Here is a 12,851-nt window from a genome sequence, read left to right as displayed (position 1 = left end):
TTTCGCTTTTTATAAATTAAGTCCTTTAAAAAAAGCACGCCGTCTACCGGCGTGCTTCTAATTATGCAAAGCCCCTTTTAACCAATTCCGCGCCCGATATGCCCCAACTGGAACTTGAATAAGAGACGTTTCATTCCCAGCATCAATTCCGTACAATTGATCACATGAATTTGTATCAAAACTTAGTAAAGGATGCCCGCCCATCCCCATAGCAGTTGCAGCAAAAACGAGTTTATGAACGAGGATACCAGCTTCCATTTGGTGAATACGGTATCCTCTATAACCTAATGCACGTGTATAGTAATCTTTCTTTCCGACTACATGTAAGCAAAGTGGTACTTGAAAAAGGTTTACGTTATCCATCGTCATACTAGATTGAAGGAGATAACGAAGGTCCCCATATCGAAGTGGTTGTATGGAATGTGTTTTACTGTTATAAGTGTAAGCACCGTTTTCTATATCTTTTACGTTATAGAAACATCCATATAATGAGACGCGTGCATTTTCATTTATATACTTACCATCAAGGTCGTTGGAATAAGGGAGGGAGAGGGTCGCTTCTTGTAGTAAAGTAGCGAGCTCGGCTGCATCCCATTTCGTTAAAGTAAAGTCAGCATCAGGGGAATACCGTTTTCTGCAAAGTTGCAAGAAATCATAAGATAAACGCTCTACTTTCGGCAGTTGTACAGCATGCTCATGATATTGATAGTGCTCTTCATGAGCTAGTGTTTGGAAGTGTGCTGTCGATTCGATCATAGAAGCTTCATTTATTTTTGTTATCATCGGATGTTCATTTACATGTTTTGAGCGAACGAAATGTTCATGTGCTAACGGCGGAATTTGTTGCAACAACTCATGAGAAGTAACTGTTTTATTTTCACGGTAATCATTGTGAAACCAATTAGTTTCTGGCTCTGTACTTAAAGGAATAACGGCATACACACTTTCTTCACCTTCTGACAATCCGAGTAAATGGTTCAGTGCACGGTCTAGAAATTGAAAGTATACGCCGTTCGTATAACCGAACTGTTTTGCACATTCTAGTAATTGTCCAATGAGAACCCCGCTATCTAATCCTTGAAGGCGATATGAAAAGTTATTGTATTTAAAGAAGTTTTTCCAAAACATAGTGGATACGAATGCGGCACCGAAACAATCATGTATATTACAGCGATTACCGAGTGCGTCTGCTAAATAAGAATCGAAATTTCCTTCGCGAAGTAAAATAAGTCGATGATGCGCGGCGTCATAATGGTAAATGCCGTCTGGATAATCGTCAATCTTTAAATAGATATACAATTCATTCGGATATAAAGCACCGCCTGAAGGAATGGATCTGCGTAATACATTTCTCTCGCTATTTAGCTGACATAATTGTGTTACACCAAATGAATACCAAAGGTAGTGACCAATCTCATTTAGAGTAGGTGTAGTAGAAGAGTTCGATAAAGATAACGGGATTTCTAAGGAGAGCGGGATGGTAGGTACATTTCGATATAATTTATAAGGAAGCGGCGCGTCTTTCCAGTCCACCTCATGATTCGGCATAATTTCATCAATAGAGAAATGGAGATGATGTAAAAAAGTATTTAGCTGCATGAAATCCCTCCTTTACTATGGAAACGGATGTGGATGTGGATTTAACCTTTCATTCGTTAAAGGTTCGTCTGTATATCCAAGTGTCATTGGTACAGTATATACCCGGTCCAGTCCTGTAACCCGAGTAAGATGGTGACCGAACGTCATCGGTAGCATGCCTGGAATAATGACTTTTACACAGTGTAGCCCGTTCTTTTCTATAAGGGGAACAGTTTGATCTACAACGATTACTTCAAGGTCAGATTGATGCAAACGATTTAAAAGTTGGTGGAGATCGGAAGTTAAATCCATATCAAATGATTGTGATACATTCATTTCTTGGAACGTTTGCACCGGTGCATCTTCTCGTAAAAGGAAGTGAAGACGTTCTTCCGTTTCTTTCAATCCATACAGCATACTATGGTCTTCCATTTTATTAACGAAATAAGGATCTTGTAAGCATTTTTCATAGTATTCTCTTTTGTGCTCGAGCTCATCGTCTGTTATAAGTAACATGCCTGCTATTTCTTGAATGGCACTTTTTAAAGCTCGAATAGGATCTAAATGAGCGCCTCCCGCACAAACAACGTTCATTCCATTTTCACGTGTATTTTTTGCAATTACCCATAAGCTCGGGATGCCGTGTTCCATCGTCGCATTAAAAGCGTGTAATTCATATCCGGTAATCGTACGTAACCGCTGAATCATTAATTGTAATTCTGTATCATTTGCTGAACTCAGATCAAGGCGGGGAAGAGGTAATTCGGCATACCAAGTGAGTAAGAAGGCATCACGCTCTACAATTTCTAAAATGCCGTGAAAAATCGCTTCTTCTAAACTACCGCCAATTGCACATCCATTTGATGTTTCATACACGAAAGCATCTCGATGACCGAGGCTATAATAAGCAATTGATTCAGGAACTAAAAGCGGTCTGTTTTGTGATAAAGAATATCCCCATACCCAGTTTTGCTCATAATCAGGATCAAACGGCTTAAATGGAAAATTATCACGATTGTAATGTTCATTTGTATGTACACCGAGTGTGAGGGGATTTAGTGCATGTTCCTCTAAATCATGAAAACTACCATGCACATTTGTCTTTTTCCCGCGAGGCGACATACCGCAATATCGTTCTAAACCTTCTAAAATAGCAGTTGCTTCACTCACTGCAAATGAATGAGTTCGGCCTGCAACACCTTCATTTCCAAACATTAATGGCATGTTTATAATGACGTCAGCAAATGGCAATAAAGAATGCTGCATTTTGCCGTTCAACATACCGATCCGATAATCTAAATAGTCTTTCGTTAAAAATGTGTTTAATTCATGAATGGAACGGCAGCGATACGTTTCGGTGCTTACTTTTAAACTCGGTTGTAAAGAAACTTCCGCCGCATCCGCAGTATCATCAGGTAAATTGCTACATACAGGACAGAGAGGATCTGGAAGAAAAGAATGCCGCGTACATTGTAATGTTTGTAAGTTTAGTAAAATAAGTTCATTTTCTAAAGAAGAATGGTTATGAGTTAATATTTTTTCTATTTCTGCGCAAATAAGATGGCACATTTGTAACATTCCATTTTGGGTGGCACGTACATCACGCCTCGTTCCATTTTCGGCTTTAAAGGCATATTTCCGCTGTAGTTCCCACATTTCTTTTTGATCAAAGCCAGCGATAAAACGGCGTCCATCAGAACAATGGGAACATCCGGGCGTAAGAGGATGAATGTAAGGACCGATAATACCTTCGCCAAATGAAGTGAAACCACGAAGCCACGGAATATGATTTGAGCGAAAAATAAGTTCGGCATCGTGATGAATAGTAGAAGGAGATCCGTCATGTAATACGAGAGCGAGATGAATATTTTCAGGGAGTTCTTCTGTAAGGGTATGTTGACGAATGATGGAATATTGTTCGCATAATTGATCATGTACATAGTCTGCAAGTAGGCCATCTCCTATAAGCAATATATTTTGAATCATAAACCGTCCTCCTTTGCAATTAATACTCCGTACACACCGTCTAAGTTTTCTTTCAAAAATGGTTCAATCGCTAAATCAAATACGAATGGATAAAAATTATGTTCTTCTAAATGTTGTAAGGCGAGTTGTAAAGATTGTACGCTTGGAATTTCTTCTTCCGCTTGTATTTCCACTCTAAAAGAATCAGTGTCATATAAAATAATAGATGAGTCATACAAAATATTAGCTCTGTAAGGAATTTCTTCATTTTGAACGTGAAAGAGTGATAGTTGTAGTGCGTTTCGTAACGCTAACGTCATATTAATATTAGATGCACCGTACCATCTATCATTTATACCAACCCAAACGGCTGGAAAACTGAGAATCTCTTCACTCATTGCGATTTTAGGTGTTTCATGAATTGTAGAGAGAGCTTCGTAATAAAATCTACAATGTTTATCGTGAATATCAGTTAAATCAATCGTTGTAAGTTCTTCTAGCATATGTGACTGCCGCTCATACAATTTATTGTTTAAATGTTGCTGTAGTGCCCGGTAAAATCCTTCTGTCATCGTTTCTCCAGCACCGATACCGATATCGTTATGTTCAGGAATAAGGCGGTGAATGATTTCTGCTACATATGTTTCAATTCCTGTTAAACCGGCTTCTCGGCGTGCTTCATTATGAGTCAATCCACTGCAAGTCATAAGAGGCAGAAGGTGAGCTGGGCCATCTGATAGTGGAGTGGCTACTTGAATATAGCACTGTGATAACGGTAATTGATATGAATCTTGTTCATCCCATACATGGAATATACCGGCTTCTTTAGAAGTTAATGAGTCAAAAAATCGGAATACATCAGTTGAAGTATGTTGGTTCGACCGATGCTCAAGTTTCTCAGAAAGATTTTCTATCGTATCAATTGTAAAACTTTCATCAGTTGCAAGAGGATGTTTTATAAAAGAATGCCACGTTCCTTCAAGTGTTTCATAGTTTAATAAAAAGAATTGTGCTTCTTTTTCCCGATGTGAATCATCTGCGACATGCTTAAATAATTCAAAAACGATTACATTTGTTAACATTGCAGATGTAATTGGTGAGAAGGAATCAGATGAATTTTCATTTTGTAAATTCGTTTCATGTAGTCGATGCCATGCGGATTCCCAGCATTCATCACGATTTTCCGTTACGACAGGCCCAGCTATACCGAGTGTAGATAAACAAATAGCTGGTATGAAATTCTTTTTCGTATCTCTACAAATAGTGTGAACTGTTTGTAAACCATCAATGTCCCCATTTTGAGAAACATATAAAATCCAATCAAAAGGTTCGAATACTTCATGCAAGGGACGGTCAATTGTAGTATCGATTTCTTGAACAAGTACACTGTTATCAACTTCATATGCACGTTCTATTAGCTCATGTATTCTGTCATAGTTTGTTTCATCCCGATCTGTAACGAGGTAATGAAATGTAGGTAAACCAGATTCTAACAAAGAAGAAACTAAGGAAGTAAGCATATCCCCAGAACCAAGTACAAGTACATTTGCCCCGCGGTACGTTTCGAATTTTAAAGCACCTGAATGAGAATCAGCTTCTAAAAATTCAATTTGTGAAGCATATCTGTCGAGTAATGTACTGTTTAATTCATGAGGTGCATCTTGATTTACATCACGAACGAAACCATTTTCATATAAAACCTCTCCAATTTCAAATACACGATTTTGATAGGGGAGAGGGAGTCCATCAGTTATTTCTGCTAAAGAATAATTACCGTTAAACATGGGCATTAATTTTTCAATCCAGTCATAAATTCCATCACCGTCCATGCGAAATGAACTGGCGTTATTTCGAAAATAGACACCCCCGTTTGAATCGGGGAGGAAGAAAGTATCCTTATTTACTTTAAGTTTTGCATGAATTGGAAGGTTATTCATTTTAATCCTCCTTACGTTTAGGCATACATTATTACTTTATGTCATGAAATTTGTCCCGTATGAACACAATAAAAAAAGGCTGTAGAATGATTCATTCTACAGCCTTTAATAGATTTTAATCTATCAACCTTCTAATAATAATGACTTTGGATCTTCAAGCATATCTTTAACAGCAACAAGGAAGCTAACTGCTTCTTTACCATCAACAATACGGTGATCGTAAGATAAAGCAATGTACATCATTGGGCGGTTTTCCATACGCTCGTTATCAATTGCAACTGGGCGTACTTGGATTTTATGCATTCCTAAAATACCAACTTGAGGGCTATTTAGGATTGGTGTTGACATTAGAGAACCGAATACACCACCGTTTGTAATTGTAAATGTACCACCTTGTAGTTCTTTTAATGAAAGTTTGTTATCGCGTGCTTTCATACCTAAATTACGAATTTCACTTTCGATTTCAGCGAAGTTTAATTGGTTAGCATCGCGTACAACTGGAACAACTAATCCATCTGGAGCTGCTACTGCAATACCGATATCATAGAATTTTTTGATGATAAGCTCGTCACCTTGAATTTCAGCATTTAATAATGGGAATTGTTTTAATGCTGCAACAACTGCTTTTGTGAAGAATGACATGAAGCCAAGACGTACATCATGTTTTTTCTCGAAAGCATCTTTGCGTTCTTTACGTAATTCCATGATCGCGCTCATATCAACTTCGTTAAATGTTGTTAACATTGCAGATGTTTGTTGAACTTCTACAAGACGTTTTGCAATTGTTTGACGGCGGCGGGACATTTTCACGCGCTCAACTGGTTTTTCGAATTCAGTTTTTGCAACTGGAGCAGGAGCTGGGCTCTTTGGAGCAGCTGGTGCTTCTTTTGGTGCTGCAGCATGAGCTTGTACATCATGTGGTCTCACGCGTCCAAGTGGATCTGTGCTACGTACGTCGTTTAAGTCGATTCCTAATTCACGAGCCATTTTTCTAGCAGCTGGTGATGCGATAGGACGGTTCGTATTTGGTAAGCCTTGTAGACCCGTAGTTTGTTCAGCATTTGGAGCCGCAGCTTTCGGTGCTTCAGCTGTTTCTTGTTTTGGTTGCTCAGCAGCTGGAGCAGGTGTACTTACTGCAACTGGTGCTCCATTAGCATCTAAAATTGCGATAGTTGCGCCAACTTCAACTGTATCCCCAGGTTCGCCTAGTAACTTCGATACAATACCTGAATCTTCTGCAATGATTTCTACATTGACTTTATCAGTTTCAAGCTCAACAACGCTGCCACCTTTCTCAACTTTGTCGCCTACGTTGATAAGCCATTGTGAAATAGTTCCTTCGGTAATAGATTCTGCAAGCTCAGGTACTTTAATTTCGATCATTTTAAATGTCCTCCCCTTATTTGCCTAACGGTGTGTTTTTTCTTCTTTTGTCTTCGGTAATCTCCATTTGTTAGCCTGGCCTTGGGCAGATATTCTGCCCAAGGAACAAGCTAGAAACCTTCATTGTTACTTTTTAGTTGCTGTAAACTTCAATTTCTTGTTTATCTTGACGGAAGTTATACTTCACATCTAAAGCATGTGCAACAATTAGTTCTTGCTCAGCTTTGTGAGCGAATGGATCGCCTCCAGATGGACTAGAGCGATCAGGACGTCCAATGTAACCTGTTTTCACTTTATCTCCAGCAAGTTCGAACAGAATTGGAGCCATGTAATGCCATGCGCCCATATTACGAGGTTCTTCTTGAACCCAAATGATTTCTTCTAAGTTTTTAAAGCGTTTAATAATAGATTGAACTTTCTCAGCAGGGAATGGGTACAATTGCTCAATACGAACGACATGAACTTCGTCTAAGTTGTACTCATGTTTACCAGACTCGATTTCTGCTGCTAAGTCAATCGCCATTTTACCTGTACTTAAAACAAGACGTTTTACTTTATTTGGTTTCATACCAAGGTTTTCTTGTTCTAAAGCAGGTTGGAATCGTCCTTCGCTTAACTGATTAGCAGTTGAAAGCGTAAGTGGGTGACGTAATAAACTCTTCGGCGTCATCAGTACTAATGGTCGAACAGCTTCTGTTCCTAAGATAGATGCTTGACGACGCAGGATATGGAAGTATTGTGCCGCGCTCGTTAAGTTTGCAACTGTCCAGTTATTCTCAGCAGCTAACTGTAAGAAACGCTCTGGACGTGCACTAGAGTGCTCTGGTCCTTGACCTTCATAACCGTGTGGTAATAGAAGAACTAAACCAGATTTTTGACCCCATTTTGCTCTTCCAGCTGAAACATATTGATCAAATAATGCTTGCGCAGTATTTGAGAAGTCACCATATTGCGCTTCCCACATAACAAGAGTTTCTGGAGCGAATACGTTATAACCATATTCGTAACCAACAACAGCAGCCTCTGATAACGGACTGTTATGAACAGAGAACGAAGCATTAATGTTTGGTAAACGGTGTAATGGTGAATATGTTTCGTTTGTATCAGTATCGTGTAATACGATATGACGGTGTGCGAATGTACCACGCTGTGAATCTTGACCAGTTAAACGAATTGGCGTACCTTCTTGTAAAATAGAAGCGAATGCTAATGATTCAGCAAGTGCCCATTCAATTTTACCGTTCTCTTCAAGAGCATCTTTACGGCGCTCAAGAATTTTCTTCACTTTTGGATATACGTTAAATCCTTCTGGCCAAGATAGTAGACCTTCATTAATTGCACGAAGTGAGTCAATCTCAACACCAGTATCGATTGGTTGAATACCTTTTGCAACAACATCTGGGACTTTAACGTGAATTGTTGCATCACCCGTATCAGCTGGTGGTACTTGTGCATAGTCGGATTTTAATTGCTCTTGTATAAACTGTGTAATTGTTTCAACTTCATCTGCATTTAGAACACCAGCAGTTTGTAATTGATCTGCGTAAATTGCTCTTACAGTTGGGTGATTTTTAATTTTTTTGTACACTTGTGGTTGCGTAACTGCTGGGTCATCCATTTCGTTATGACCGTAGCGGCGGTAACCAATTAAATCGATTAAGAAGTCTTTTTTGAACAACATGCGATATTGAATCGCAAGGTTAGCAGCAGCAAGACAAGCTTCCGGATCATCAGCGTTTACGTGAACAATTGGAATATCGAAACCTTTTGCAAGGTCACTTGAATATTTCGTAGAACGAGAATCATAGCTATCAGTCGTGAAACCAACTGCATTGTTTGCGATAACATGAATCGTTCCGCCTGTTTGATACGCGTTCAATCTGCTTAAGTTCAACGTTTCAGATACAATACCTTGACCAGGGAATGCAGCATCACCATGAACTAAAATTACGAATGATTTTGAAGTATCTTGATCTGGAAGACCAGATTTTTTACGATTCTCTTGAGCAGCACGTGCGAAACCTTCGACTACAGGATTCACGAACTCAAGATGACTCGGGTTATTTGCTAATGTCACGCGAGTGCTAACTTCTTCGTTACTAACGACTTGTTCTCTACCTAGGTGGTATTTTACGTCGCCAGTCCAGCCAGAATTGGCTACTGCGCCTTCTATTTTTGCATGTTTGAACTCAGCAAACATGTGACTATATGGTTTTTCTAATACGTGAGCAAGTACGCTTAGACGACCGCGGTGAGCCATACCAATCATGACATCCTCTACGCCGTTCTTAGCACCTTCTAGAACAATTTCATCTAAAACAGGTACAAGCATATCAACGCCCTCGATAGAGAAACGTTTTTGCCCAACGAATGTTTTATGCAAGAATTGCTCGAAACCTTCAACAGCTGTTAAACGTTTTAAAAGAGCAGTTCGTTTTTTATTTGATAGTGGTTGACGCAATGAATTTGATTCCACCATTTGATGCAACCACGCGCGTTCTTCACTATCTTGTATATGAGAAAATTCATAAGCTAAAGATTTTGTATAAACGTCTTTTAATCTATGAATTACATCAAGTGCAGTGTGAATACCTTTTGGTGCATCTTGCCATACTGTTTTCGCTGGAATCGCTTTCAAGTCAGCATCGCTCAGTTCACTCATTGCTTTCTCAAGAAGTGATTGTCCATTTGCAGCATCTTCCATCGGGTTAATGTGAGCCAACGTGTGCCCGAAAGAACGAATTTGCTCAACAAGTTGAACGACTTTAAGAATCTTTTCAATGTTACCTGTGTTTTGAGGAGAAAAATGTGTTGCTGTGTTGTCCCCTGTTACGACATCATCTTGAAACGAAGGAGCTCCAAAAATTTCAAAAAGCTCTTGTAATTCCGGATCAACAGAACCTGCTCCAGTTACGTAAAGATCATACTGCTCAATAACATAACCAAGGTTCGGACCGTGGAACTTGGCCCAAGGGTTTGTCGTTGTATTCTTCCTCGTCATTTGTTTAAACCTCCCAATGCATATAATCCTTTTCCATACAAAGGTGCATTTTGCTCTTTTTCAATAAGTAATAAATCAATAATCAATGTAAATGTTTTCTTTACTCTTATGTTATTACAATAATTTACATAATACCAAACACTATTACTTATCTGTTTTGTAAAAAAACATTCACAATAACTTATCACCCAAGTTAATCTTTCATGTTATAAAGTAATTTTACAGAAAAATGGGGTGGATATATTTGGTATGCCTATACTAATAGCTATAATTGTTGCATTTAAATATAGGTATAATAGTTAGAATGTTTCGATAAAATCAGTTTGAATTATGTATATTGAAATAATAAGCGCTTTCATAGATATTATACAACAATATAACGGAATATAGTATAAAAAATAAAAAATTATGAATTTATCGTAAACTTTATTTCGATAGTGTTAAATATCGAAAGGAAAATGAAGGATTTCTACAAAAAAAGTTGCTAAACATAAAAAATGCTCCATAAACAGTTAGTTTCTATAAATATGACGAAAAACACCGTAAAACAAATAACGTATTTCGTGAAATAAAGAAATAAATGAAATATTTTAAAAGGATAAAACAAATATGAAGATATTAAATTTTAAAAAAGGTGAGGAGGAAATATAGTAACGATTACATACAGTGTTCCATGTTTTATTACAAAATAGACGTGCTGAAATCGAACAAGTTTCTTCTATATAAATAGAGTGAAAAATGATTGGGATAAATGTAAAGGAACCTTGACGTAAAGGTTGCTTTACATATATACTCGATATATGGGAGGAGGGAGAAATTTCCTTGGAAAATAAAATGGTCGAATACCGAAAGAAATTTGGACTATCTCAAGAAAAACTGGCTGAGAAACTCGGGGTTTCCAGACAAACCATCATTTCAATTGAAAAGGGGAAATACGATCCATCACTTCCGCTAGCCTTTGAAATAGCAAAAACATTTCAAACAACGATAGAACATGTATTTATTTATGAAGGAAAAGAAGAGGGGGAATAGGGATGAATTATTCACAAAAGTACTTTGTAATTATGGGTGTTATTTTTCTATTTATGAGTGGATTTATGATATTAACAGGTATAATGACGCATTCTGCACCGCCAAGTCCTACTTATACGTTACTTGCAATGATGGTTATGTGTTTCTGCCTTAGTTACTTACACCCGCAATTTAAAGAAAAAGATGAGCGAATGAAACTCATTCGTTATAAAGGAATGTTCTTCAGCTTTTTTGCGTTAACGGCATATTATCTTCTTTTCTCTATCGGCTTAAACTTAAAAATACTTACACTATCTGCTACTGAATTATTGAATATACTTATGGCACTTACAATGAGTACCGTCTTTATCTCATTTGTTGTTTTGGCAAAAAGATATTAAGATGGAAGAGAGAAAGGAAGATTAACATATGCAAATGATGTATGCTTTTGGCATTGGGCTTGTATTATTTTTAGCTGTATTCTTATTTATTCGTAAAGACGTTCAAGGCGGGACGTTAACGAAACGAGGATTTTATAAAATGATCGGCTGTTTAGTTATTATGTTTATTGCGATTATTGTAATGATTGTTTTAATAAGTCGGTCACTATAGAATGTAAAAACGGAACCTTACTGCGGTAAGGTTTTTCTTTATTATTCAACCTAAAAATTACCACTAAATCCATTTACTATAAATGACTTGTATTATATAATCCAATGAAATGATAGATAAGGAGTGTAGTATATGAATAAAAAAACTATCTTCTATTTATTAACTTGTCTACTACTTGTAGCTAGTACTACTTATATAATATGTAACAAACGAGAACAAGTGCCACCTATGTTAGTATGGGACGAACAAGAATACTATGTTACGAATGAATCTGCCAAAATAGAAGAGGTTGGGCAAAAACTTGGCGAAGTAACAAAGAAAATTAAAACAAGTAAAAAACCTACTAAAAATAAAGAATCTAATACATTACAAGAGAAAACAGAAGTATTCACAATGATTGAGGAAGAAAAAAGTGATTACCCGCCTTTAATCATAAAGGAAGCTTATAGTGATAAATATAGGGTAGTGAGGCCGATGTTGAAGCAAGTATTATGATGAAAAGGAGATTCATATGCAGACAGTAATTTCGTATCCGTGGGTGTTAAGAAAAACTTTTTCCTTTGTTTTATTTTGTCCCCTATCGGTGCCGCTTGCATTTTGATGAATAGAGGAGCAATACAAAAGAGAGATTTCATTTTATATTTATTATTTGCTGCTATGAATATATCACTTTGGTTATTGCTTATGATTTTTGATTGGAGTATGTGGATGGTAGTAGGGCATTATTTGTTTGGAGCAGTTGTTATTGTTTTTTCGAATATGAATAAGAGCTAAGCCAGCAACCTTAAAGTTGCTGGTTTTTATTTTGCTATTTATAATGAAGAAACAAATAAATCAATATGTAAAGAAGGAATGGTATAGATAAAAGTAACGCCTGAACGGTTAGAACAGACTGCAAAGACAGTAAATAACATCAGGCACTTCTTAGAATACTTACATAATGACTTATACAATCAAATTAAGAATATCGCTATACAATGGAATGGAGCGAGTAGAGAACAATTTTAACAGAGATTTAACGAAGTAAAACCAAAAATGTTTAATGTTTTAATAGAAGTTAAAAACTACAATGTTTATTAATGAAATCTAGTGGTAGACTTTCATTAATAAACATTGTAGTAAAACAGTTGGAAGATAGATTGAAATATTTGCCCGAAGGTTCACATCAGACTGTCGTGATAGATGTGAGAGGACCAGATGGAACGAGAGAAACATTGAAGCAAATAAGAGAAGAAATAAATCAAAGAACATTTGGACAGGCAGAAATTATCATTAAAAAGATACAAAAAAGTAGGTTATATTACAGAGTTAGCACAAATGCATAAGGATAACCCTGAGGAGAAAAAAGAATTCTGTTTTTTAAG

The 12,851-nt window shown here is 37.1% G+C and carries 12 protein-coding genes; 7 read left to right on the top strand and 5 right to left on the bottom strand.

Annotation, left to right across the window (positions count from 1 at the left end; genetic code table 11):
• Window positions 1–57: 57 nt before the first annotated feature.
• The 5 genes from IBT51_RS15715 to odhA form a co-directional block, all read right to left on the bottom strand.
• On the bottom strand, window positions 58–1,599 hold the full coding sequence (locus tag IBT51_RS15715; RefSeq protein ID WP_200458411.1) for a SagB family peptide dehydrogenase: 1,542 nt from the start codon (window positions 1,597–1,599) through the stop codon (window positions 58–60).
• 15 nt (window positions 1,600–1,614) lie between these two features.
• On the bottom strand, window positions 1,615–3,564 hold the full coding sequence (locus IBT51_RS15710; protein WP_200458410.1) for a TOMM precursor leader peptide-binding protein: 1,950 nt from the start codon (window positions 3,562–3,564) through the stop codon (window positions 1,615–1,617).
• Window positions 3,561–5,480 carry a putative thiazole-containing bacteriocin maturation protein gene (locus IBT51_RS15705; RefSeq protein ID WP_200458409.1) on the bottom strand — a complete coding sequence of 640 codons (1,920 nt, stop codon included), beginning with the start codon at window positions 5,478–5,480 and terminating at the stop codon, window positions 3,561–3,563. Before IBT51_RS15705 ends, IBT51_RS15710 begins: the two co-directional genes overlap by 4 nt.
• A gap of 123 nt (window positions 5,481–5,603) precedes the next feature.
• A complete protein-coding gene (odhB, locus tag IBT51_RS15700; RefSeq protein ID WP_000569893.1) occupies window positions 5,604–6,863 on the bottom strand; it encodes a 2-oxoglutarate dehydrogenase complex dihydrolipoyllysine-residue succinyltransferase in 1,260 nt (419 codons plus the stop codon).
• A 133-nt stretch (window positions 6,864–6,996) separates the two neighbouring features.
• Window positions 6,997–9,864 carry a 2-oxoglutarate dehydrogenase E1 component gene (gene odhA / locus IBT51_RS15695; protein WP_078401027.1) on the bottom strand — a complete coding sequence of 956 codons (2,868 nt, stop codon included), beginning with the start codon at window positions 9,862–9,864 and terminating at the stop codon, window positions 6,997–6,999.
• A gap of 822 nt (window positions 9,865–10,686) precedes the next feature.
• Between odhA and IBT51_RS15690 the strand changes: the two genes are divergently transcribed.
• The 7 genes from IBT51_RS15690 (at window position 10,687) to IBT51_RS15660 (ending at window position 12,812) form a co-directional block, all read left to right on the top strand.
• Window positions 10,687–10,896 carry a helix-turn-helix transcriptional regulator gene (locus IBT51_RS15690; RefSeq protein WP_000428506.1) on the top strand — a complete coding sequence of 70 codons (210 nt, stop codon included), beginning with the start codon at window positions 10,687–10,689 and terminating at the stop codon, window positions 10,894–10,896.
• 2 nt (window positions 10,897–10,898) lie between these two features.
• Entirely contained in the window at window positions 10,899–11,276 is a 378-nt protein-coding gene (locus tag IBT51_RS15685) for a hypothetical protein (RefSeq protein WP_053564975.1), read from the top strand.
• 28 nt (window positions 11,277–11,304) lie between these two features.
• Window positions 11,305–11,487 (top strand): DUF3976 domain-containing protein, encoded by a 183-nt coding sequence (locus IBT51_RS15680; protein WP_001178297.1) that lies wholly within the window; start codon window positions 11,305–11,307, stop codon window positions 11,485–11,487.
• A gap of 132 nt (window positions 11,488–11,619) precedes the next feature.
• Complete coding sequence (locus IBT51_RS15675; protein WP_200458408.1) at window positions 11,620–11,982, top strand: hypothetical protein; 363 nt, start codon at window positions 11,620–11,622, stop codon at window positions 11,980–11,982.
• A 39-nt stretch (window positions 11,983–12,021) separates the two neighbouring features.
• The gene (locus IBT51_RS15670) at window positions 12,022–12,261 is read left to right on the top strand and encodes a hypothetical protein (RefSeq protein ID WP_033794956.1); all 240 of its coding nucleotides are present in this window, start codon (window positions 12,022–12,024) and stop codon (window positions 12,259–12,261) included.
• 87 nt (window positions 12,262–12,348) lie between these two features.
• On the top strand, window positions 12,349–12,495 hold the full coding sequence (locus IBT51_RS15665; RefSeq protein WP_080546092.1) for a WXG100 family type VII secretion target: 147 nt from the start codon (window positions 12,349–12,351) through the stop codon (window positions 12,493–12,495).
• A gap of 71 nt (window positions 12,496–12,566) precedes the next feature.
• Window positions 12,567–12,812, top strand: coding sequence for a hypothetical protein (locus IBT51_RS15660; RefSeq protein ID WP_120459914.1), 246 nt, complete (start codon window positions 12,567–12,569; stop codon window positions 12,810–12,812).
• The last annotated feature ends 39 nt before the right edge of the window (window positions 12,813–12,851 follow it).

Origin of the sequence: Bacillus sp. S71 (assembly GCF_016625265.1) — a bacterium.
Classification (GTDB): domain Bacteria; phylum Bacillota; class Bacilli; order Bacillales; family Bacillaceae_G; genus Bacillus_A; species Bacillus_A cereus.
Note: the sequence above shows the minus strand (reverse complement) of the source record. Positions and strands in the feature narration are given on the sequence as shown.